Below are 20,567 nucleotides of genomic sequence, written 5' to 3'. Positions count from 1 at the left end.
AGATGCAATACTAAATCCAATGATCCTACGGCAGGATCGGTCCCCAGGCCGGGTCCGAACCGTCAACCGGGGTCGGCAGCTGGCGCTCGTTCTCGCCCGTCAGATCGACCTGCCACAGCCCGGTATTGCCCGAATTGCGCTCGGTGCGGAAAAACTGGACGATGCGGCCATTGGGCGACCAGGTGGGCGCCTCGTCCTGCCATCCGCTGGTCAGGCGGCGGGCGTTCCCGCCGCTCGGCGTCATGACGTAGATGTTGAAATTGCTCGCATTGGTGAACGCGATCTGGTCGCCGCGCGGGCTCCATTCGGGCGTCGCGCAGCGCGAGCTGCCGAAGCTGATGCGGCGCTGGTTCGTGCCGTCGGCGTTCATGACATAGCATTGCTGATTGCCCGAGCGATCGCTCTCGAACACGATCTGGCGCCCGTCGGGCGAGAAGGATCCGCCGATATCGATCCCCGGCGCATCGGTCAGCCGGACGCTCTGCCCGCCGGTCGCGGGGACGCGGTAGATATCGGTATTGCCGCCGACCGCCATCGAATAGAGGATATAGCGCCCGTCCGGGCTCCAGCGCGGGGCGAAGGTGGGATTGGCGCTTTCGGTCACCAGCGTCTGCGACCCCGTCCCCACATCGTAGACATAGATGCGCGGGTTCCCGTCGACATAGCTCAGATAGACGAGCTGGCGATAATCGGGGGAATAGCGCGGTGTCAGCGCGGTCGAACGGCCGGTGGTGATGAAGCGGTGGTTCGCCCCGTCGCTGTCCATGATGGCGAGGCGCTTGGTCCGGTTATCCTTCGGACCCGTCTCCGCAATATAGGCGATGCGGCTGTCGAAGAACGGGCTTTCCCCGGTCAGGCGCGAATAGACGAGATCGGCGCATTTATGCGCGGCGCGGCGCCAGTCGGACGGGGGCACCACCCACCCTTCGCGCACCAGCTCGTCGCGCAGGGCCATGTCGTAGAGATAGCAGCCGATCGTCAGCTTCCCGTCGCTGCGCCCGCGGACATAGCCATGCACCAGCATTTCGGCATTCCGGCTCGACCAGGTGCCCCAGGCGGGCGCGGTGATCTCGGAATAGCTGGGGGTCGGCAACGAATCCGGGCCGGTCGGCTTAAACAACCCGTTATTGCGCAAATCCGAAGTGATGACGCGCGCCAGCTCGAGCCCGAGCGCGGACGTGCCCGACTGGTTGGCGGGCGTCGGCACGTTGCGGTCGGTCGCGAAGGCGGGGATGGCGATGCCGAGATCATCGAGCCGACCTTCATAGCTGACCGAGACATTCAGGCCTTCGCCCTCGTCCACGGTCTCGATCACACCGCCTTCAGGGGGCGCCTCGCCCAAGTCCTGATTCTGGGCGCTGAGCGGGATGGCGATGAGCGCTGCGCCAGTGAGCAGTGGGGCCAGCAGCGGGGCGAGAATACGCGAAATCATTGGGCGAGCCTCCAGTCGAGGTTGGCGGTGATGGTCTTCCAGGCCTCGTAATATTCTTCCGGCAGGTCGAACGGCGCGGCCAGTTGCACGGCGCGGATCGCCTGTTCGGCATGGCGGTCGGCCTGGGCGCGATTGGTGTCGTTGACGCCGGTCTGGCGCGCCACGGTGGGGCGGCCCTGCAATTTCCCATCCGGGCTCAGCTGGAAGCGCACATAGGTAACGATCTTTTCGACCTCCGGCCCGTTGGGCGGCTGCCAGTGCGGCTTGATCTGGCGCGCGACGGCGGATGCGATCGAGGCCTTGGCGCTCGCCCCGATCTGCGAGGCGGGGGTGCGGGTTTCGGTGCTGGTCGCGCTGTCGCCCGCTCCGGCGAGGAAATTGTCGCCAATGCGCGATGCGCCGCCACTCCGCGCGGCGGGCTGCGCCGGGCGCTCGGCAGCTCTGGCGGGCGCTTCCGTGCGCCGGGGCGTTTCCGCGCGGCGCGAAGGGGCTGGCGCAGGCGTGCGCGCGCGCTCGGTCTGGCGCGGCGCCGGTCGCTCTACCGGACGCGGTGCCGGGCGTTCGACCGGGCGGGCTACGGGCCGCTCGACCGGTCTTTCGACGGGCCGTTCCACCGGTCGCTCGACTGGCGCGGGCAGGATTTCGGACAGCGGCGCGGGCGTGTCGCTCAGGACGGGCGCCATCGAGGCGGCACTCTCGCTGACCGGATCGGGCGCGGTCGACGTCAGGCCCACCTCGTCGGTCAGATTGACGGTCATGCGCTCGATCGGCTGGACCGCCTCGCGCTTGGTCGGCTGGAGGAGGAGCACGATCAGCAGCAGGATATGCAGCGCGATGGCCACGAACAGGCCGATGCGCTCTTCCCCTACAAGACCCGTTCTCTCCATCATCACGCGGCTATGGCGCATCCGATGAACGACCGGTGACCAGCGAGATGCGGTTCAGTCCGGCGCGGTTCAATTCGCCCATGATCGCCATCACGCGGCCGTAATCGAGCGCGCGATCGGCGCGAAGCACGACATCGGGGCCGTCTCCCATCTGCTCGATTCCTGCGAGCGCCGCCGCAAAGCCGCCGGCGGGCACCGGCGTGTCGTCGATAAAGGCATTGCCCTGCGCATCGAGGCTGATCGTGATCGACTGCGCCTCGTTATCCATCGCATTGGCGCGGCTGTCGGGAAGGTCCAGGGGGACGCCCGAATTCAAGAGCGGCGCGGTCACCATGAAGATGATGAGCAGCACCAGCATGACGTCGACGAAGGGCGTGACGTTGATCTCCGCCATCGGCGCCCGCCGCGATCCGCCGCGCCGCCTCCGGCTGGAGGACGAGCCGAGCGACATCGCCATTATTTAAGCTCCAGCTGGCGGCTGAAGCTGGAATGCAGCCGATCGGAAAAGCGCGTCAGCCGCGCTTCGTAGCGGTTCACCGAATGGCTGAAGCGGTTATAGGCGATCACCGCCGGGATGGCCGCGAAGAGCCCGATCGCGGTGGCGAACAGCGCTTCCGAAATACCCGGCGCGACCACGGCCAGCGAGGAATTTTCCTGCGCGCCGATCTGGAAGAAGCTGTTCATGATCCCCCAGACCGTCCCGAACAGGCCGACGAAAGGCGCGACCGATCCGACCGTGGCGAGGAAGTTCAGCCGATCCGCAAGAATGTCCGCCTCGTTGGCGACCTGGCTTTCCATCGCGGAGGCGAGCCGCTGCCGGACACCGTCGCGATCCTTCACCCCGTCGCGCGTCGAACGGCGCCATTCGGCCACGCCCGCATTGGCGACGCGCGCGGGCGGCAGATCCTTGCGCCCGCGTTCGGACATGAAGCGGTCGAAATTCTCCGCCTGCCAGAAATCCTCTTCGTAGGATTTGGTCTTGCCGTTCAGGCGGCCCATCCTGAGGCCGAAGCCGACAATGATCATCCAGACCCAGATGCTGGCGAGCAGGAGCCCCGCCATCACGAGCTGGACGACGATGTCGGCATCGAGAAACAGCTCAACCGGATCGAGCCGGGTCGGCGCCGCGACGGCAAGCAGGGAAATAGTGGTCATCTAGAGTCCTGGGTTTTCCATAAAGCGGGCAAAGGCGGCACGCCATTCTTCGGGCTGGCGACGCGGGCGGCCATCGGGCGCGACGAAGCCGACGCGCAATTCGGCCTCGGCCAGCACCTCGTCGCCGCGGCGCGCGGTCTGGTGCATCCGACAGCTCGCGGCGCGCATTTCGGTGCAGCGCGTCTCGATCATGACGTCATCGTCGAGCTTGGCGGGGCGCAGATATTTCAGGCGCACGTCGGCAACGGCATAGGCCCCCTCGCCCGCTTCGATCGCCGCGCGCTGGTCGATATCGAGGCGGCGCAAGAGATCGGACCGGGCCCGTTCGAACCAGCGCAGGTAGTTCGCGTGATAGGTAATGCCCGACAGGTCGGTATCCTCGTAATAGACGCGCACGGCATAGAAATGCGCAGCGCCGTCTATCGTGCCATCGGGGAAGGAGGGTCGAGCCATCACCGGCGCGTTAGCCGAGGTCGGACTCCCCCGGCAATCGAAACCGACGAAGCGTTGGCGAGAGGCGATGGATGCTCGGTCTTATCGCCGCGCAATCATTGGTCCGAGCGGTTCGCCGCCGAAGAGGTGGACATGGAGATGCGGAACCTCCTGCCCCCCATGCGGCCCGACATTTGCGAGCAGGCGATAGCCGGGTTCGACCAGCCCCTTCTGTCGCGCCACTGTCCCGACCGCCCGGACGAAACCGCCGATTTCCTCGTCCGACGCGTGCTGCGAGAAATCGTCCCAACTCACATAGCGGCCCTTGGGGACGACCAGCGTGTGGATTTCGGCCTGCGCGTTGATATCCTCGAAGGCGTAGGCCCATTGGTCTTCATAGACCTTGGTCGAAGGTATTTCGCCGCGCAGGATTTTGGCGAAGATGTTGTCGTCATCATAGGGCTTTGTCGCGTCGATGGGCATCAGCTGGTCCTGTTCGCTTTTTCCTCGAGACCCGAGACACCCTCGCGGCGATCGAGTTCGGCCATCACGTCGGCAAGGCTTACATCCTTTTCCGCCAGCATAACCAGCAGGTGGAACAGTACGTCCGCCGCTTCCCCTATCAGTTCCTCGCGGTCTTCCGCCAGCGCGGCGACCACCGCCTCGACCGCTTCCTCGCCGAATTTGCGCGCGATCACCGGCAGGCCGCGCGCCGAGAGGCTGGCGACATAACTGGTTTCGGGGGCCGCCCGGCGGCGTTGGGCGATCGTGTCTTCCAGGCGAGTGAGCGTGTCCATGATCGCTTATCCATGCGGCGCGGCGCGGGCGAAATCAATGCTGTGGAGGTGCGTCTCCGCTCAATCCTCGCTCGGTGCGCCCGATCGAATCCCGATCAGCCGTCCGGCCACCAGCGCGCCGCACGCAGTCAGGATCACGGCGAGCGCGCTCGGTTCGCCGACTGCGTTCGTCACGGTCCGCACGAACGGCAGGCCCGCGACCTGGGTAGCAAAAGCGGCGAGGTGATTCGTCATGCGATGCTCGTATCATAGGATGTCGGAAGCAAGGGTGCCGCGCGAAGGGCTGTCCCTTTGCGAGACTGGGGCGACAGATTTCGCGAAAAGGCCTAGACGCGCACCGGCAGGCCCGCGGCGCGCAGGGCGTCATGCGCCTCGGCAATCGAGTGCTGGCCGAAATGAAAGATCGATGCGGCGAGAACCGCACTCGCATGGCCCTCGGTCACGCCTGCGACGAGGTGGTCCAGCGTCCCGACGCCGCCGCTGGCGATCACGGGCACACGCACCGCATCGGCGATCGTGCGGGTGAGTTCAAGGTCGTAGCCCCGCTTCGTCCCATCCCCATCCATCGAGGTGACGAGCAATTCGCCCGCGCCTAGTTCGGCCAGGCGCACGGCGTGTTCGACCGCGTCGATCCCGGTCGCGCGGCGCCCGCCATGGGTAAAGATTTCCCAGCCATCTCCGGTAGCCCGCGCATCCACGCTGGCGACCACGCACTGGCTTCCGAAGCGCTCGGCGATCTCCGCGACCAGTTCGGGCTTTTCGACCGCCGCGCTGTTGACGGCGACCTTGTCAGCGCCTGCCAGCAGCAGCGCGCGCGCATCCTCGGCGCTGCGCACTCCGCCCCCCACGGTCAGCGGCATGAAGCAGACCGCCGCCGTGCGCCGGACGATGTCGAGCAAGGTCCCCCGCCCCTCATGGCTGGCGGAGATGTCGAGGAAGCACAATTCGTCGGCGCCCGCCGCATCATAGGCCTGCGCCTGCTCGACCGGATCGCCGGCATCCTTGAGATCGACGAAATTGACGCCCTTGACGACGCGGCCGTTGGCCACATCGAGACAGGGGATCACGCGCACGCGGACGGTCATGCGGTCCATCCCAATTGTTCGCGCGGAGACGCGGAGACGCGGAGATTTTTTTGGGTGCTCACAGAGGCACAGAGGCACAGAGAGATATTCTCTGCGCCGCAGGCGATCCTTGTTTGTGACGAAAGCGGCGAAATGACATTGCGGCTTCGCCGCCAAGGGAAACGTGCTCGGTGCCTCTCTGCCTCTGTGAGCGGAATTCCCTTCTCTTGCTCCGCGTCTCCGCGTCTCCGCCTGAAAACCATCACCCGCGCCCCTCGCCTCTCCGCGCCATCGCCAGCGCCGCGCCGAGGTCGAGCCGCCCATCATACAGCGCACGCCCGGTGATGACCCCCTCGATCCCCTCGTGAGCGTGCAGCGACAGGACGTGGATATCGTCCAGCCCCTTCACCCCGCCGCTGGCGATCACCGGAAGACTGGTCCGGCGCGCTAGATCGAGCGTGGCGTCGATATTGCAGCCCTTCAGCAGCCCGTCGCGCCCGATATCGGTGAACAGGAGCGAGGCAACGCCCGCATCCTCGAACCGGCGTGCCATGTCGTGGACGGGCACGTCGGAGACTTCCGCCCAGCCCTCGGTCGCCACCATCCCGTCGCGCGCATCGACCGCGACGACGATGCCGTTTTCCCATTCCTTCGCCATGTCCTTGACGAATTGCGGGTCCTTGAGGGCCGCCGATCCGATCACCAGTCGCGATACGCCCAGAGCGAACCAGCCCTCGACATCGGAAGGTTTGCGGATCCCGCCACCCAATTGGACATGGCCGGGAAACGCCTCGACGATCCGCTCGACCGCTTCGCGATTACGGCTCTCGCCCGCGAAGGCTCCGTCGAGATCGACGACATGGAGATGCTCGGCGCCTGCGTCCGCGAACAGCAGCGCCTGCGCGGTGGGATCGTCACCATAGACGGTGGCACGGTCCATATCGCCTTCGGCGAGGCGCACCACCTGGCCGTTCTTCAGATCGATGGCAGGAAAGACGATCATCGGGTCACGGCCGCCATGCGAGAAACCTTTCGAGCAATGCCAGCCCATAGGCCTGGCTCTTTTCGGGATGGAACTGGACACCGAGCAGATTGTCGCGCCCGACCGCCGCGACAAGGCCGCCACCATGATCGGTCATCGCGATCACGTCGCGCCCACTGTCCGCGTGGAAATGGTAGGAATGGAGGAAATAGGCCTCTCCGGTTTCGATCACCGGATCGCCCTTTGCATGGGGCGTGGTGGCGACATCGTTCCAGCCCATATGCGGCACCTTCACGCTGACATCGATCGGCTCGATCGCGCGCACTTCGCCCGCAATCCAGTCGAGGCCTGCGGTGGTGCCATGTTCCAGGCCCCTGGTCGCCAGCAATTGCATACCGACGCAGATGCCCAGGAACGGCGCGCCGCCCACGCGAACCCGCTCGGCCATCGCCTCGATCGCGCCGTCCTGCGCCCGCAAGCCTTCGGCGCAGGCCCTGAACGAGCCGACGCCGGGCAGAACGATCCGGTCGGCGCTGCGCAATACGTCAGGATCGGCAGTGACACTCACCTTTGCCCCGACCTTGCGCAGCGCATTCTCGACCGAATGGAGATTGCCCGCGCCGTAATCGACGAGAGCGACAACCTCACCCATTTTTCGTCTCCGCACGCCCCTCCGGGCGCGCGATGTCCTCGCGCCTTGCGGCGCTGCGGACGGCCGGTCGGCCTTGCGGCTGCTGCGCAGCCGATGCCAGGCGATTATCCACCTAGTTGTCCCTTCGTACTGGGAATTGTGCCGCCCTTGCGCGGATCGATCTCGACCGCCTGGCGCATGGCGCGCGCGAAGCCCTTGTACATCGCTTCGCAGATATGGTGGTTGTTGCTGCCGTAGATCAGCTCGCAATGCAGCGTGATGCCCGCCGTCTGCGCGACCGAGTGGAACCAGTGCTCGATCAGCTCGGTGTCCCACTCGCCGAGCTTTGTCTGCGTGAACCCCGCCTTCCAGACGAGCCACGGACGGCCCGAAATATCCAGCGCCACGCGCGCCAGCGTTTCGTCCATCGGCGAATAGGCGGTGCCGTACCGCGCGATCCCGCCCTTGTCGCCCAGCGCCTGATTGATCGCCTGGCCCAAAGCCAACGCGCTGTCCTCGGTCGTGTGGTGCTGATCGACATGGAGATCCCCGTCGACCTTCATCGTCACGTCGATCAGCGAATGGCGGCTGACCTGTTCGACCATGTGATCGAGAAATCCGATCCCCGTCGCGATGTCGTATTGTCCCGTCCCGTCGAGATCGACCTCGACGAGGATCTTCGTTTCCGCGGTATTCCGCTCTATCCGGCCGGTGCGCATGGGGCGCGCTATAGAAGCTGTGCACGGCTTCGCAAGCATTCCGGCTTGACCGGCGCGCGACGCCGCTCCACCTAGCGCGCCATGAGCGACGATCCGCCCGACAGCCTGATCCCCTATGACGCCATCGTGCAGGAGGCCCTGCGTGCCGTGGTCGGCCGCGTGCTCGGCGAAATCGTCGCGGGCGGCAGCGAATTGCCCGGCGCGCACCATTTCTACATCACGTTCAAGACTCACGCGGCGGGCGTCAGCGTCCCGCCGTCCTTGCGCGAACGCTTCCCCGACGAGATGACGATCGTGCTTCAGAACAAGTTCTGGGACCTGAAGGTGGAAGAAGACCGGTTCAGCGTCGGCCTCAGCTTCAACCAGATCCCCGCCGAACTCGTGATCCCCTACGCCGCGATCACCCAATTCGTCGATCCGGCTGTCGATTTCGGGCTCCAGTTTCAGGCCACGGTCGAAGGGTTGGAGCCGACCGAGACCGACGATCCCGAAAATGACGGGGCGGAACAGGGCGATGGCCCGCCCGTTGTTGAAAGCGAAGACGGATCGAACGTCGTCACGGTCGATTTCGGTCGCAAGAAATAAGGCGCACGCAGGCTGCGCCATACAGGGGCAGTAGCATGGTAAAACACGTCAGCGCATACGGGGCCAAGGCCATCGACAAGGCACGAGCGAAAACACCCGGCAAGACCGACGGAATGCCCGGCCCGACAGACAATCCCGCCACCAATCTCATGATGGCTGATGTGGTGATCCGCGCCGGATCCTATGTCGCGCGCCGCGCGATCGAAAAGGGGATATTGCGCGGTCGCTACGGCAAGGATGTCGCGAAGAATATCGTCCAGAACAAGACGCTTGGCCAATCGCTCGTCAGCTTCGGCCTTGCCAAGCTCGCGACGAAGAACCTGCCCGGCGCGGTGATCGTGGGCGGCGGCGCCCTGGTCAAAACCCTTTACGATCGGCGCAAGAGCCGGGGCCACCAGCGCCGCGAGGGCGACCGCGAATTGATCGAACAGGCGCATCGCGACGACTGATCGGGCGCAAGCCTTGGGCTTATCGACATCCTCTGACTTGATTCGCGTGCGCTTGGCGTTTCATAGGCCCGCATGGCCGAATCTGCTTCCACACCTTCTCTCGAACCCGACGCCGACCTCCATCGGCGTGGGCTGATGTTCATCCTGTCCTCGCCCAGCGGGGCAGGCAAGACGACGATTAGCCGGATGCTGCTCGACGCGGACGAGGAAATCCGCCTCTCGGTCAGCGTGACCACGCGCCAACCGCGTCCGGGGGAGATCGAGGGCGTCCATTACCACTTCGTCAGCGATGTCGAATTCGATGCCATGATCGAAGAGGACGATTTCTACGAATGGGCCCCTGTCTTCGGTCACCGTTACGGCACCCCCAAGGGCCGCATCCGCACCGCTTTGAAGCAGGGCCAGGATTTCCTGTTCGATATCGACTGGCAGGGCACGCAGCAGCTCTATCAGAAGGACCAGCAGGACGTGGTCCGCGTCTTCATCCTCCCCCCCAGCATTGCCGAGCTGCGCCGTCGCCTGGAGGGCCGCGCCACCGACGATATGGGCACGATCGATGCCCGCATGGATCGCGCCCGCAGCGAGATCAGCCATTGGGACGCCTATGATTACGTCGTCATCAACGACGATGTCGACAGCTGCTTCGCCAAGGTGCGCGAAATCCTCCATGCCGAACGGATGAAACGCCAGCGCCAGACCGGCCTCATTCCCTTCGTTCGCGAATTGATGACCTAATCCGATGAGCGCTGGGACCGACAGCCGGATCGACGCCCTGACCGATCGCGAGCGGGAGGTGTTGCACCTGCTGCTCGCCGGCCACACCGCGAAGTCCGCCGCCACCGAACTCGATCTGTCGGTCCATACGGTCAACGACTACTTGCGCGAAGCCCGCAGGAAACTTGGGGTGTCTAGCAGCCGGGAGGCCGCAAGAATCTTGGGGGAGCAGGATAGGGACGCCCCCCAAAACCGCGCGCCCGACGAAATCGGGATAGGCGCGGCCACACGGGAAGACGATCATGCGAAGCCATCAGCAACACCGGGAGCGCGATCCTATCGCCCCTGGATCATTGGAGGTTTCATAATGTTGACAGCCGCAATCGCCGCCGCTCTCGCTCTGACCACTTTCGCACCTTCGGATTCGGGCGCGACCAATGAGGTCGTGTCTGCCAAGCCAACATCCGGGGGAGAAAAACAGATGGAAGCCACCGTACGGGAAAACGCCCTCGCCGTGGACGCCGCGCGCTCCTTCGCGCGTCATGTTGATGCGGGCGATTACACCGCGAGCTGGGCAGAAGCGGGGCCGATGTTCAAACAGGCGGTGACCGCCGATGCATGGGCCGCCCAGGTTGCGCCGATCCGCGCACCCTTGGGACCTGTGGTCAGCCGGACGGAAAAATCGATCGAGAGCCAGACCGAATTGCCTGGCGTCCCGCGCGGCGATTATCGCTTGATTTCCTTCGCCACCGATTTCTCGAACGCATCGGGCCGCATCGAAACCTTCGTAATGGCGAAGGACAATGGCCGTTGGGGCGTGGTCGGTTACTTCATCCGCTGAAAGCGCGTCCGCTAAAGTATCGCGGGCCGGAGGCGATCAGCCTGCGGCCCGCTTTCGTTTGATGAAGGTGATGAAGCCGATCGCGGCGCTGCGCGATCCTGCGCCGTGTCAGGCGCAATTGGCGCGATCCGGGAATGGCAGGACGGTCGAACTCTGCTCCTCGTAGGGCAACCAGCGCACGCCGTTGACGGTGCCGTCCTCGCTCAACAGTTCGAGTCGTGCGTTGGAGAGCGTGCGGATAAGGCGTTGCATGGTCGAGCGCTGGGTCGATTTCTTCGCGTCATCGGTCTCCATCCGCCGGACGGTCGATCGCGACAAGCCGGCCTCGCGCGCCAGATCTTCCGCCGACCAGCCGAGCATCGCCCTGGCCGCCCGCAGAGCCGCCGGACGGATCGCGACGACCGTAGCCGAAGCATCGTTCCGCGAAACCGGGGCGATGGCGTTTGGCCGCATCCGATGGGTCATGCGAAGGATCATCCCGATCCAGGCGCTGACATTGCCCTCGCCGTCGAATTCGGGGACCCCACGCGCATTATACCAACGATATGAACCATCCTGCATCTTTACGCGGAATTCGGTGTTGTATTCGATGCCGTGATCGAGCGCGTTCTTCCAGGCTTCGCCCGCGCGCTGCACATCGTCAGGGTGGATCACTTCGAGCCATCCCGCCCCCTGCGCCGCATGCGAGGTCTGGCCGGTCATTTCCTCCCAGCCCGACAGGCGTGTGATATGGCCGCTCGCATCCGTCTCGAACACCGCAGCCGCCGCGCCTGAGACCAGTTTGATCAATTGCTGGTGAGACATCGTGTCGGGCATGGTGCAAACTTACCACATTTACGCGAACCGCTCCAGCGCCAATCCGAAATTGACGCAAATTGGGCCTTAACCAAACTATTAGGCTATCTTCGGTCCCGGAAAAGGCATAGAGAAATCAATAAGGTCTATTCTGGAGAGAGGGGCGGACCATTATGACGCCTGATGCGATCGTCACGATGTCCGAGAAGGAGATGCTTCATCGGCTCCGCAATCTGGAACAGATCAACGAATTCCTGATCCGGTTCCTCCTGGACGTGAGCACCCATCTCGACGCCGCTTTGGGGGAGGACGGACTGGGAAGCGATGTTTCCGCGCTCGTTCTTGCGCGCGAACGCACCTCTCGCCTGCGTGAGCGAATCGCAATCCCGTGCTAGGGATCGGCCTCGCATCGGGGTGGGGAATTCTCGATAGGTAACGTCACGCCCAAACGACAGGCGCAGGGCGATGGTATGCGGGGGGTCACCGCCCCCCTGAAGGATCCGCGAAATGAGTCGGAAGGTGGGCGTTGACGATGCCGCCATCCACCGTCAGCGTCTCGCCGATCGTGTAATCGCCCGCCCGGCTGGCGAGATAGACCGCCGTGCCGCCCATATCCAGTTTGTCGCCCACGCGCTTGCTCGGAATGCCCTTGGCGCTCTGCTCCTCCATATCGCGCGCAACCTTGTTCATGTTCGACGGGAACGCGCCGGGGGCAAGGCTGGTGACGTAGATGTGATCGCTCACCAGCCGCGCCGCCATACGCCGCGTCAGGTGGATCAGCGCGGCTTTCGAGGCCTGATAGCTATAGGTCTCCCACGGATTGACGCGCTGCCCGTCGATCGAGGTGATGTTGATGACCTTGGCCGGACGATCGGCGCTGGCGGCGGCGGTGAGCAGCGTATGGAGCTTCTGCGTCAGGAAGAACGGCGTCTTGACGTTCAGATCCATGACCTTGTCCCAGCCGGCTTCGGGGAATTCGGCATAATCCGCGCCCCAGGCAGCGCCGGCATTGTTGACGAGGATATCGAGCCGATCCTCCTTCGACGACAATTCCGCCACCAATTCGTCGATGCCTTCCATCGTGGAAATATCGCCTTGGATCGGGACGACCCGATCGCCCAGCTCCTCAGCGGTTTCGTGCAATTCGCCGCCCTTGCGCGCGGTGATATAGACTCGCTCGATCCCGGCGGCGAGGAAGCCTTCGACGATCATGCGTCCGATCCCGCGGCTCCCCCCGGTGACGAGCGCGATGCGCCCCTTGAGGCTGAATAGGTCTTCGAGGGTCATGTCCTGTCTCCTTGCCCCGTCGGGCGGGGCCTGTCTCTTTAGTATCCGCTCAGTTCCGCGACGCGGTTGGCGTGGTAATACTGATCGCCGAGGAACTCCTGCAGCGCGCGGTCGCGTTTCATGTAGAGGCCGATATCGTATTCGTCGGTCATGCCGATGCCGCCATGCATCTGCACGCCCTCGCGCACCGCGAGACCTGCCGCCTTGGCGACCTTGGCCTTGGCGACGCTGGACATGAGCTCGGCCTGTTCGCTGCCGCCGTCGAGCAGCTGCGCCGCCTTGATGGTGACGGCGCGCGCGATCTCGACTTCGGAATAGAGATGCGCGGCGCGATGCTGGAGCGCCTGGAATTCGCCGATCAATTTGCCGAACTGCTTGCGCTGCTTGAGGTAATCGACGGTCATGTCCATCGCCCCGCGCGCCACGCCGACGCCTTCCGCCGCCGCGCCGACACGCCCTGCGGTGAGCATCGCATTCAGGACCGCGCGCCCGCCATCGACTTCGCCGATCACCGCATCGCCATCCAGTTCGACACCGTCGAACGTGATGTGGCTCGCCATCGAGCTGTCGACCAGGCGCACGCTGTCATGGCTCATGCCATTGGCATCCTGGGGTACGGCGAACAGCGTCAACCCATCCTCGTCGCTATCGCTGCCCGACGTGCGCGCAGCGACCACGATCATCTCGGCGCTGGCGCCGTAAACGACGAAATCCTTCTTGCCCGACAGGCGGAAGCCATTGCCCGATTTCTCGGCCTTGCAGGCGATCCGCTCGGGGCGGTGCTTGGGGCCCTCGTCGATGGCGACGGCATAGACCTTCTCGCCCGCGACCATGTCGGGAAGCCAGCGGCCTTTCACATCGTCGCTCCCATGCTTGAGCGCGGTCGCCGCGAGCACGGAGGACGACAGGAAAGGCGACGGCGTCAGATTGCGGCCGATCTCCTCGAGCACGATCCCGGCTTCGACATGGCCCATATCGAGCCCGCCATGGTCTTCGCCCACCAGAATGCCGGTGAAGCCCATCTCGGCGAACTGCTTCCACAGCGCATGGCCGAAGCCGTCCTTGCAATTGCGGTCGCGCCAATGGCGCAGCTGGTCCTTGATGGCGCCCTGTTCGGCCATGAACTGCTGCGCGGTTTCGGCGAGCATCGCCTGATCTTCGTCGTGATAGAGTGGCATAGTATCTCTCTCCTAAGCCCCTCCCCTTCAGGGGAGGGGTTGGGGTGGGGGCTGTAAGGTTGGCGTCATCCTGTGACACGCCCCACCCCCGACCCCTCCCCTGAAGGGGAGGGGAGTTTCAGCAGTCAGGCCCCCGGCAGGTCGAGGATGCGCTTCGAAATGACGTTCAGCATCACCTCGCTGGTGCCGCCTTCGATGCTGTTCGCCTTGGTGCGCAGCCAGCCGCGCGCGGTCTTGCCGCCGCTGGTCTCCTCGCTCTCCCATTCGAGAGCGCGGCTGCCGCCTGCTGCCATCAGCAATTCATGACGCCGCTTGTTCAGCTCGGTCCCGGCATATTTGAGCATGTTCGGCTGGGCGGGATGGCCCTTATTGACCTTGAGCTCGTCCATGAACTTCTCGCTCATCGCGGTGAAGGACAGCGCGTCGACATCGAACATCGCCATTTCAGCGCGCAGCACGGGGTCGAGTTCGCCTTGACGGCTCGTCACCGCGCCGAGCGAGGAGGCGCGATCGCCGCCGCCGGTCGCGGAAATCATCTCACGCTCGTGGCCGAGCAGATATTTTGCCACGTCCCAGCCGCGATTGATCTCTCCGACATAGCCGGGAATGTCCTCGCCATAGCTCTTCGGCACCTTCACATCGTCCATGAAGGTTTCGCAGAACGGGCTGTTGCCGCTGATCAGCTTGATCGGCTTGGTCGAGACACCGTCATTCGCCATGTCGAACAGCATGAAGGTGATGCCCTGATACTTGTTCTCCTTGTCGGTGCGGACGAGGCAGAAGATCCAGTCCGCCTCGTCGGCATAGCTCGTCCAGATCTTCTGGCCGTTGACGATCCAATGATCGCCCTTGTCCTCGCCAAAGGTCTGCATCGAGACGAGGTCCGACCCACTGCCCGGCTCGGAATAGCCCTGGCACCAGCGGATTTCGCCGCGCGCGATCTCGTTGAGGAAACGCTGCTTCTGCCCCTCGGTGCCGAAATGCAGAAGCGCCGGGCCGAGCATCCAGATACCGAAGCTCGACAAGGGCGGACGCGCGCCGATGCGCGCCATTTCCTGGCGCAGGATTTTGCCTTCGGCCGGCGTTAGCCCCGCACCGCCATACTCCTTCGGCCATTCGGGAACGGTATAGCCCTTGTCGCGGCAGGCTTCGAACCATGCCTTCTGCGCATCGTTCTTGAAGCTGGCGTTGCGGCCACCCCAATAGACATCTTCCTCGTCACGCACGGGCTGGCGCATTTCGGGCGGGCAATTGGCTTCCAGCCAGTCGCGCACTTCGCTGCGGAAGCTTTCGGGATCGGACATTTCGGCCTTCCTCTCTCGGTCTCGACTCTCTTCGTTGACGTAAACGTTAAGTCGATTCGCACCCCTTCCGCAAGGGCGATCGCGCCGAGCCGCCATGCCGTAGCGTCGAGCGGTTTCGATTGACGCCGGGGGCTGCGAGCCTAGGCTCGAAGCCGGGAAAGAGGAGCGAGAAATGGCCGGTAATGCGCGGATCCGTCGCAGTTGCAGGGTGTCGTCCTGATGGCGTTTACCACCGGCCCGCTGCCGCAGCGCCTCAAGATCGTGCATGGGTTCGGCGCGGTCGCCTTCGGCGTGAAGGATAGCGGGTTCAGTTTCTTCCTGCTGATCTTCTACAATCAGGTTCTGGGGATGAACGCCGCGCTGGTCAGCGCCGCGCTCGCCTGTGCGCTGCTGGTCGATGCGGTGATCGATCCGATCCTCGGCCACCTGTCCGATCGCACCTATACGCGCTGGGGCCGCCGCCTGCCCTGGCTCTATGCCGCCGCCCTGCCCCTCGCGCTGGCCTGGGCCGTGCTCTGGAACCCGACGATCGACGGGACGCCCAGCTTCTGGGAACTGCTCGGCATCGCCGTGGTGGTGCGCATCCTCCTGTCGGCGTGCGAGGTGCCCTCGGTCAGCCTCGTGCCCGAAATCACGCAGGATTACGACCAGCGCACGACGCTGTTCCGCTATCGCTACCTGTTCGGATGGTTGGGCGGGATCGTGATGATGTTCCTCGCCTATCGGGTGTTCATGCCGGGCGCGGAAGGGATGCTCCAGCCGGGCGGATACAGCCTGTTCGGCATCTTCGGGGCAGGCCTCATCTTCCTGTCGGTGGTGGGCTCCGCCATCGGTCAGCATCGTCTGGTGGCTCGCCTTCCCGAGCACCGTCCCCCGCCCTTCTCGCTGCGCAATGCCTTCGGGGAGATCGGCGAAGCCTTCAAGGAACGCGCCTTCCTGATCTTCGCCGCGGGCGCGCTCGCCGCCTATGTCTCGCAGGGGATGACCTTCTCGATCTCGAATTATCTCAACCTGTTCGTCTGGCAGTTCGATCAGACGGCGCTGACGCTCTACCCGATCGTCCTGTTTTTCAGCGTCGTGCTGATGTTCTTCATCGTCGGGCCGATGCACCGCAGATGGGGCAAGCCGCGTTCGGCGGCGATCGGTATGATCGTATCGTTCCTGATCGGCTTTTCGCCCTATGCCCTGCTTCTCATCGGGTTCTGGCCGCAGGTGGGCAGCGCGGCATCGACGGGCGGCTTCTACGCGTTCGTCCTGATCGCCAATGCGTTCGGGATCGTCGCGCTGATCTCCGCCACCTCGATGATCGCCGAGATCGTCGAGGCCTTCGAAGAGCGCACCGGACGCCGGGCGGAAGGGACATTCTATGCGGGCAATTGGTTCGTCCAGAAATGCGCGACCGGGGCGGGCATCTTCATCACCGGCCAGATCGTGGCGCTGTCGCAATTGCCCAACAATGCCGCCCAGGGCGAAGTCGGCGGTGACGTGATCGCGACGATGGTGCTGCTGTTCGGCGCGCTTTCGGCGCTGCTGGCAAGCTTCGCGGCGTTCTGGCTGGTGCGCTTCCCGATCACGCGCGAAGACCACGAGGCGCGGCTGGCTTCGCTGAATGCGACGCCGGGCGAAGCGCTCGACGCTACGGCACGCGCGGATCGCGACGCGCACATCACCCCGCCCTGATTTCAGCCCGTGGAATAGGCCTTGGCGGACGCGGTTGGCTCTGCCAGTTTCCGGGCAAAGAACGACAGACGAGACGAGTAGAGAGGACCCTCAGACATGGATTTCGAACCCACCGAACGGCAGGCCTATTGGCGCGACCGTGTGAAGAGCTTCATCGCCGATCACATCCGCCCCGCCGTGCCGACCTATCTCGAACAGGATGCGGAAGGAGAGCGCTGGAAGGTGATCCCGGTGGTTGAGGAGCTGAAGGCCAAAGCCAAGGCGCAGGGCCTGTGGAACCTGTTCATGCCGCCACGCAATGACAGCCATCATCATGTCGACGAAAGCTTCGAATTCGAAGGCCCCGGTCTCACCAATCTCGAATACGCCATGTGCGCGGAGGAAATGGGCCGCATCGGTTTCGCGAGCGAGGTCTTCAACTGCTCCGCGCCCGATACCGGCAATATGGAGGTGTTCCACCGCTACGGCACGCGCGAACAGAAGGACCAGTGGCTGAACCCGCTGATGAACGGCGAGATCCGCTCCGCCTTCCTGATGACCGAGCCCTATACGGCGAGTTCGGACGCCACCAATATCGAGACGCGGATCGAAAAGGATGGCGACGAATACGTCATCAACGGCCGCAAATGGTGGTCCTCCGGCGTGGGCGATCCGCGCTGCAAGGTCGCGATCGTGATGGGCAAGACGGATTTTTCCGCCCAGCGCCATGCGCAGCAATCGATGATCCTGATGCCGCTCGATGCCGAAGGCGTCACGGTGCTGCGCCATCTGCCCGTGTTCGGCTATGACGATGCGCCGCACGGCCACATGGAAGTCGAATTGAAGGACGTGCGCGTGCCCGCCTCGAACATGCTGCTGGGCGAAGGGCGCGGCTTCGAGATCGCGCAGGGCCGCCTCGGTCCGGGCCGCATCCACCACTGTATGCGCACCATCGGCGTGGCGGAAGAAGCGCTCGAAAAGATGTGCCGCCGCCTTCAGGAGCGCGAGGCGTTCGGCAAGCCGATCTACAAGCATTCGGTCTGGGAAGAGCGCGTCGCGCGCGCCCGGATCGATATCGACATGACCCGCCTGCTCTGCCTCAAGGCGGCGGACATGATGGACAAGGTCGGCAACAAATCCGCCAAGCAGGAAATCGCGATGATCAAGGTCCAGGCGCCGAACATGGCGCTCAAGATCATCGACGATGCGATCCAGGCGCATGGCGGCGGCGGCGTGTCCAACGATTACGGGCTCGCCAACGCCTATGCCCATCAGCGCACGCTGCGCCTGGCGGACGGTCCGGACGAGGTCCACGCCCGCTCCATCGCGCGCATGGAATTCGCCAAGCACGCGCCCAATGAAGGGCCGGGTTCGAACGCTCTGCGCGGCGGCAACGCCCATTCGGCGAGCGCGGGCAGCGCGGGTGCCAGCGCAGGCATGAGCAGCGGTGACGTGGGAGCTTCGCGCTGATGGCAAAGGCCGCAATTCTCGAACAGACCGGCAGTCTCACGATCGGCGAGGTCACACTCGCCGATCCGCTGCCGCACGAAGTCCTGATCGACACCAAGGCCTGTGGCCTGTGCCATTCGGACCTCCATTTCATCGACGGGGCCTACCCCCACCCCATGCCCGCCATTCCGGGGCACGAGGCGGCGGGCGTGGTGCGCGCGGTCGGGTCGGAGGTGAAGACGGTGAAGCCGGGCGACCATGTGGTCACCTGCCTTTCCGCCTTTTGCGGCCATTGCGAATTCTGCGTCACGGGCCGGATGGCGCTGTGCATGGGCGCCGATACGCGCCGCCCGCAGACCGCCGATCCGCGCATCATGCGCAGTGACGGCCCAGGCTCGGGATCCCCGGTCGCGCAGATGCTGAACCTGTCGGCCTTCTGCGAACAGATGCTGATCCACGAACACGCCTGCGTCGCCATCGACAAGGACATGCCGCTCGATCGCGCCGCCATCATCGGCTGCGCGGTGACGACGGGGGCGGGCGCGGTGTTCAACGCCTGCTCGGTCGTGCCGGGCGAAGCGGTCGCGGTGGTCGGCTGCGGCGGCGTCGGCCTAGCGGTCGTCAACGCGGCCAAGATCGCGGGCGCGGGCAAGGTGATCGCGATCGATCCGTTGAAGGAGAAACGCGACCTCGCCGAAGCGCTCGGCGCGACGCACACGGTCGATGCGATGGCGGACGATGCGGTCGAACAGGTGATGAAGATCACGGGCGGCGGCGTCCACCACGCGATCGAGGCGGTCGGGCGCGATGCCTCGGCCAAGCTCGCGGTTAAGCTGCTTCGCCGCGGCGGCACGGCCACGATCCTCGGCATGATGCCATTGGACTGCAAGGTCGGCCTCGGCGCGATGGACCTGCTGTCGGGCAAGAAACTCCAGGGCGCGATCATGGGGATGAACCATTTCCCGGTCGATCTGCCGCGCCTTGTCGATTTCTACATGCGCGGCCTGCTTGATCTCGACACGATCATCGCGGAGCGTATCCCTCTGGAAGACATCAACAAGGGTTTCGACACGATGCGCGAAGGCCATTCCGCCCGCAGCGTGGTGGTGTTCGACTGATGGCGGACGAAACGATCGATTTCGACAAGGAGATGGTCGGCACCGTCGCGGTGCCGGATGCCGACACGCTCGACCTCGACCGGCTGACGACATGGTTCGAGGCCAATGTCGAAGGCTTCGAAGGGCCGATCTCCTATTCGAAGTTCAAAGGCGGCCAGTCCAACCCGACCTACCGCATCGATACGCCGAACCGCAGCTATGTCCTGCGCCGCCAGCCTTTCGGCAAATTGCTGCCGAGCGCCCACGCCGTGGATCGCGAATACAAGGCGATGTCGGCGCTGGGCCCGACGGGGTTTCCGGTGCCGAAGACCTACGGCCTGTGCGAGGATACGGACGTCATCGGATCGATGTTCTTCGTCATGGGCCTCGCCGATGGACGGTCTTTGTGGAACGGCGCTCTGCCCGGCATCGCGAAGGAGGATCGCCGCGCGATCTATCACGCGATGATCGACACCATGGCCGATCTCCACACGACCGACCCGGCGAAGATCGGCATGGACGATTTCGGCAAGCCGCAGGATTACTGCGCGCGCCAGATCGCCCGCTGGACCAAGCAGTATCGCCTGTCCGAGACCGAGACGATCCCCGAAATGGATCGCCTTATCGAATGGCTGCCCGAGACGATCCCGCCGCAGCACGAAAGCTCGGTCGTCCATGGCGATTACCGGCTCGACAATCTGATTTTCAAAAAGGACGCCAATCGCGTCCTCGCCGTGCTCGATTGGGAATTATCTACTCTGGGCGATCCGGTCGCCGATTTCGCCTATCTCATGCTCAACTGGCACAATCCGGCGGATGGGCGCGCGGGCCTGCTCGGCCTCGATCTCGAAGAGCTGGGCATTCCGTCGCAGGACGAGGCGGTCGAACGCTATGTCGCGCGCACCGGCTATCCGGTCCCGCCGATGGACTGGTATTTCGCCTACAACCTCTTCCGGCTCGCCGGGATCATGCAGGGTATCAAGAAGCGCGTGATCGACGGCACGGCCAGTTCCGCCCACGCCAAGGCGATGAGCGAGCGGGTGGTCCCGCTGGTCCAGCGCGCGCACCAGTTCGCGCTGGATGCGGGGATGCCGGCCTAGCTCGGAAGCC

Annotated in this window: 25 protein-coding genes; 9 read left to right on the top strand and 16 right to left on the bottom strand. The window is 64.4% G+C overall.

The features are described from left to right. Positions 1-25 precede the first annotated feature (25 nt). The 12 genes from tolB to hisB all read right to left on the bottom strand — a co-directional run bounded on the left by tolB (position 26) and on the right by hisB (position 8,099). A complete protein-coding gene (gene tolB, locus GRI47_RS01860; protein WP_160659694.1) occupies positions 26-1,432 on the bottom strand; it encodes a Tol-Pal system beta propeller repeat protein TolB in 1,407 nt (468 codons plus the stop codon). Beyond that, positions 1,429-2,340, bottom strand: coding sequence for a flagellar biosynthesis protein FlhF (locus GRI47_RS01855; protein WP_237452588.1), 912 nt, complete (start codon positions 2,338-2,340; stop codon positions 1,429-1,431). Before GRI47_RS01855 ends, tolB begins: the two co-directional genes overlap by 4 nt. Then, on the bottom strand, positions 2,330-2,776 hold the full coding sequence (locus tag GRI47_RS01850; RefSeq protein ID WP_160659693.1) for an ExbD/TolR family protein: 447 nt from the start codon (positions 2,774-2,776) through the stop codon (positions 2,330-2,332). Before GRI47_RS01850 ends, GRI47_RS01855 begins: the two co-directional genes overlap by 11 nt. Continuing rightward, positions 2,776-3,474: a protein TolQ gene (gene tolQ, locus GRI47_RS01845; protein ID WP_160659692.1), complete on the bottom strand. Its 699-nt coding sequence runs from the start codon at positions 3,472-3,474 to the stop codon at positions 2,776-2,778. The genes GRI47_RS01850 and tolQ overlap by 1 nt, the downstream gene beginning before the upstream one ends. Then, positions 3,475-3,927: a YbgC/FadM family acyl-CoA thioesterase gene (locus GRI47_RS01840; protein ID WP_160659691.1), complete on the bottom strand. Its 453-nt coding sequence runs from the start codon at positions 3,925-3,927 to the stop codon at positions 3,475-3,477. 81 nt (positions 3,928-4,008) lie between these two features. Beyond that, positions 4,009-4,389 (bottom strand): histidine triad nucleotide-binding protein, encoded by a 381-nt coding sequence (locus tag GRI47_RS01835; RefSeq protein WP_160659690.1) that lies wholly within the window; start codon positions 4,387-4,389, stop codon positions 4,009-4,011. Further along, entirely contained in the window at positions 4,389-4,703 is a 315-nt protein-coding gene (locus GRI47_RS01830; RefSeq protein ID WP_160659689.1) for a phosphoribosyl-ATP diphosphatase, read from the bottom strand. The genes GRI47_RS01835 and GRI47_RS01830 overlap by 1 nt, the downstream gene beginning before the upstream one ends. A gap of 60 nt (positions 4,704-4,763) precedes the next feature. Beyond that, the gene (locus GRI47_RS01825; RefSeq protein ID WP_160659688.1) at positions 4,764-4,937 is read right to left on the bottom strand and encodes a hypothetical protein; all 174 of its coding nucleotides are present in this window, start codon (positions 4,935-4,937) and stop codon (positions 4,764-4,766) included. Between the two features lie 92 nt (positions 4,938-5,029). Continuing rightward, positions 5,030-5,788 carry an imidazole glycerol phosphate synthase subunit HisF gene (gene hisF / locus GRI47_RS01820; protein ID WP_160661251.1) on the bottom strand — a complete coding sequence of 253 codons (759 nt, stop codon included), beginning with the start codon at positions 5,786-5,788 and terminating at the stop codon, positions 5,030-5,032. 241 nt (positions 5,789-6,029) lie between these two features. Beyond that, positions 6,030-6,770 (bottom strand): 1-(5-phosphoribosyl)-5-[(5-phosphoribosylamino)methylideneamino]imidazole-4-carboxamide isomerase, encoded by a 741-nt coding sequence (gene hisA, locus GRI47_RS01815; RefSeq protein ID WP_160659687.1) that lies wholly within the window; start codon positions 6,768-6,770, stop codon positions 6,030-6,032. Positions 6,771-6,774: 4 nt separating this feature from the next. Beyond that, entirely contained in the window at positions 6,775-7,401 is a 627-nt protein-coding gene (hisH, locus tag GRI47_RS01810; RefSeq protein ID WP_160659686.1) for an imidazole glycerol phosphate synthase subunit HisH, read from the bottom strand. Positions 7,402-7,505: 104 nt separating this feature from the next. Continuing rightward, entirely contained in the window at positions 7,506-8,099 is a 594-nt protein-coding gene (gene hisB, locus GRI47_RS01805) for an imidazoleglycerol-phosphate dehydratase HisB (RefSeq protein ID WP_160659685.1), read from the bottom strand. Between the two features lie 81 nt (positions 8,100-8,180). Here hisB and GRI47_RS01800 point away from each other — a divergent pair, with 81 nt between their 5' ends. From GRI47_RS01800 to GRI47_RS01785, 4 genes are all read left to right on the top strand, one after another. Next, positions 8,181-8,684 carry an SspB family protein gene (locus tag GRI47_RS01800; protein WP_160659684.1) on the top strand — a complete coding sequence of 168 codons (504 nt, stop codon included), beginning with the start codon at positions 8,181-8,183 and terminating at the stop codon, positions 8,682-8,684. A 35-nt stretch (positions 8,685-8,719) separates the two neighbouring features. Beyond that, the gene (locus GRI47_RS01795; RefSeq protein ID WP_160659683.1) at positions 8,720-9,133 is read left to right on the top strand and encodes a hypothetical protein; all 414 of its coding nucleotides are present in this window, start codon (positions 8,720-8,722) and stop codon (positions 9,131-9,133) included. A 72-nt stretch (positions 9,134-9,205) separates the two neighbouring features. Then, positions 9,206-9,868: a guanylate kinase gene (gene gmk, locus GRI47_RS01790; protein ID WP_160659682.1), complete on the top strand. Its 663-nt coding sequence runs from the start codon at positions 9,206-9,208 to the stop codon at positions 9,866-9,868. 4 nt (positions 9,869-9,872) lie between these two features. Next, positions 9,873-10,688: a helix-turn-helix domain-containing protein gene (locus GRI47_RS01785; protein WP_272916489.1), complete on the top strand. Its 816-nt coding sequence runs from the start codon at positions 9,873-9,875 to the stop codon at positions 10,686-10,688. 108 nt (positions 10,689-10,796) lie between these two features. Here the strand turns inward: GRI47_RS01785 and GRI47_RS01780 are convergent, their stop codons facing one another. Further along, positions 10,797-11,504, bottom strand: coding sequence for a PAS domain-containing protein (locus tag GRI47_RS01780; protein WP_160659680.1), 708 nt, complete (start codon positions 11,502-11,504; stop codon positions 10,797-10,799). Between the two features lie 152 nt (positions 11,505-11,656). On the opposite strand from GRI47_RS01780, the gene GRI47_RS01775 reads away from it, so the two are divergent. Next, positions 11,657-11,878: a hypothetical protein gene (locus GRI47_RS01775; RefSeq protein WP_160659679.1), complete on the top strand. Its 222-nt coding sequence runs from the start codon at positions 11,657-11,659 to the stop codon at positions 11,876-11,878. 85 nt (positions 11,879-11,963) lie between these two features. Here the strand turns inward: GRI47_RS01775 and GRI47_RS01770 are convergent, their stop codons facing one another. From GRI47_RS01770 to GRI47_RS01760, 3 genes are all read right to left on the bottom strand, one after another. Further along, entirely contained in the window at positions 11,964-12,770 is an 807-nt protein-coding gene (locus GRI47_RS01770; RefSeq protein ID WP_160659678.1) for an SDR family oxidoreductase, read from the bottom strand. A 38-nt stretch (positions 12,771-12,808) separates the two neighbouring features. Then, a complete protein-coding gene (locus GRI47_RS01765; protein ID WP_160659677.1) occupies positions 12,809-13,948 on the bottom strand; it encodes an acyl-CoA dehydrogenase family protein in 1,140 nt (379 codons plus the stop codon). A 125-nt stretch (positions 13,949-14,073) separates the two neighbouring features. Beyond that, entirely contained in the window at positions 14,074-15,252 is a 1,179-nt protein-coding gene (locus tag GRI47_RS01760) for an acyl-CoA dehydrogenase family protein (protein ID WP_160659676.1), read from the bottom strand. 219 nt (positions 15,253-15,471) lie between these two features. Between GRI47_RS01760 and GRI47_RS01755 the strand changes: the two genes are divergently transcribed. From GRI47_RS01755 to GRI47_RS01740, 4 genes are all read left to right on the top strand, one after another. Then, positions 15,472-16,932 carry an MFS transporter gene (locus GRI47_RS01755; RefSeq protein ID WP_160659675.1) on the top strand — a complete coding sequence of 487 codons (1,461 nt, stop codon included), beginning with the start codon at positions 15,472-15,474 and terminating at the stop codon, positions 16,930-16,932. 96 nt (positions 16,933-17,028) lie between these two features. Next, complete coding sequence (locus GRI47_RS01750) at positions 17,029-18,381, top strand: acyl-CoA dehydrogenase family protein (RefSeq protein ID WP_160659674.1); 1,353 nt, start codon at positions 17,029-17,031, stop codon at positions 18,379-18,381. After that, a complete protein-coding gene (locus tag GRI47_RS01745) occupies positions 18,381-19,478 on the top strand; it encodes a Zn-dependent alcohol dehydrogenase (protein WP_160659673.1) in 1,098 nt (365 codons plus the stop codon). The genes GRI47_RS01750 and GRI47_RS01745 overlap by 1 nt, the downstream gene beginning before the upstream one ends. Further along, entirely contained in the window at positions 19,478-20,557 is a 1,080-nt protein-coding gene (locus GRI47_RS01740) for a phosphotransferase family protein (protein ID WP_160659672.1), read from the top strand. The genes GRI47_RS01745 and GRI47_RS01740 overlap by 1 nt, the downstream gene beginning before the upstream one ends. Positions 20,558-20,567: the final 10 nt, after the last annotated feature.

This window comes from Qipengyuania pelagi (assembly GCF_009827295.1).
Lineage (GTDB): Bacteria > Pseudomonadota > Alphaproteobacteria > Sphingomonadales > Sphingomonadaceae > Qipengyuania > Qipengyuania pelagi.
The sequence above is the reverse complement of the archived record's forward strand: the minus strand, read 5'-3'. Positions and strand labels throughout refer to the sequence as shown.

Coding starts and splice junctions, on each gene's coding strand:
- GRI47_RS01740 (WP_160659672.1), top strand. CDS start 19,478: ATGGCGGACGAAACGATCGATTTCGACAAGGAGATGGTCGGCACCGTC.
- gmk (WP_160659682.1), top strand. CDS start 9,206: ATGGCCGAATCTGCTTCCACACCTTCTCTCGAACCCGACGCCGACCTC.
- hisA (WP_160659687.1), bottom strand. CDS start 6,770: ATGATCGTCTTTCCTGCCATCGATCTGAAGAACGGCCAGGTGGTGCGC.
- GRI47_RS01830 (WP_160659689.1), bottom strand. CDS start 4,703: ATGGACACGCTCACTCGCCTGGAAGACACGATCGCCCAACGCCGCCGG.
- tolQ (WP_160659692.1), bottom strand. CDS start 3,474: ATGACCACTATTTCCCTGCTTGCCGTCGCGGCGCCGACCCGGCTCGAT.
- GRI47_RS01760 (WP_160659676.1), bottom strand. CDS start 15,252: ATGTCCGATCCCGAAAGCTTCCGCAGCGAAGTGCGCGACTGGCTGGAA.
- GRI47_RS01765 (WP_160659677.1), bottom strand. CDS start 13,948: ATGCCACTCTATCACGACGAAGATCAGGCGATGCTCGCCGAAACCGCG.
- hisF (WP_160661251.1), bottom strand. CDS start 5,788: ATGACCGTCCGCGTGCGCGTGATCCCCTGTCTCGATGTGGCCAACGGC.
- GRI47_RS01835 (WP_160659690.1), bottom strand. CDS start 4,389: ATGCCCATCGACGCGACAAAGCCCTATGATGACGACAACATCTTCGCC.
- GRI47_RS01855 (WP_237452588.1), bottom strand. CDS start 2,340: ATGCGCCATAGCCGCGTGATGATGGAGAGAACGGGTCTTGTAGGGGAA.
- GRI47_RS01825 (WP_160659688.1), bottom strand. CDS start 4,937: ATGACGAATCACCTCGCCGCTTTTGCTACCCAGGTCGCGGGCCTGCCG.
- GRI47_RS01785 (WP_272916489.1), top strand. CDS start 9,873: ATGAGCGCTGGGACCGACAGCCGGATCGACGCCCTGACCGATCGCGAG.
- GRI47_RS01795 (WP_160659683.1), top strand. CDS start 8,720: ATGGTAAAACACGTCAGCGCATACGGGGCCAAGGCCATCGACAAGGCA.
- GRI47_RS01780 (WP_160659680.1), bottom strand. CDS start 11,504: ATGCCCGACACGATGTCTCACCAGCAATTGATCAAACTGGTCTCAGGC.
- GRI47_RS01800 (WP_160659684.1), top strand. CDS start 8,181: ATGAGCGACGATCCGCCCGACAGCCTGATCCCCTATGACGCCATCGTG.
- hisB (WP_160659685.1), bottom strand. CDS start 8,099: ATGCGCACCGGCCGGATAGAGCGGAATACCGCGGAAACGAAGATCCTC.
- GRI47_RS01770 (WP_160659678.1), bottom strand. CDS start 12,770: ATGACCCTCGAAGACCTATTCAGCCTCAAGGGGCGCATCGCGCTCGTC.
- GRI47_RS01755 (WP_160659675.1), top strand. CDS start 15,472: ATGGCGTTTACCACCGGCCCGCTGCCGCAGCGCCTCAAGATCGTGCAT.
- tolB (WP_160659694.1), bottom strand. CDS start 1,432: ATGATTTCGCGTATTCTCGCCCCGCTGCTGGCCCCACTGCTCACTGGC.
- GRI47_RS01750 (WP_160659674.1), top strand. CDS start 17,029: ATGGATTTCGAACCCACCGAACGGCAGGCCTATTGGCGCGACCGTGTG.
- GRI47_RS01850 (WP_160659693.1), bottom strand. CDS start 2,776: ATGGCGATGTCGCTCGGCTCGTCCTCCAGCCGGAGGCGGCGCGGCGGA.
- GRI47_RS01745 (WP_160659673.1), top strand. CDS start 18,381: ATGGCAAAGGCCGCAATTCTCGAACAGACCGGCAGTCTCACGATCGGC.
- GRI47_RS01840 (WP_160659691.1), bottom strand. CDS start 3,927: ATGGCTCGACCCTCCTTCCCCGATGGCACGATAGACGGCGCTGCGCAT.
- hisH (WP_160659686.1), bottom strand. CDS start 7,401: ATGGGTGAGGTTGTCGCTCTCGTCGATTACGGCGCGGGCAATCTCCAT.
- GRI47_RS01775 (WP_160659679.1), top strand. CDS start 11,657: ATGACGCCTGATGCGATCGTCACGATGTCCGAGAAGGAGATGCTTCAT.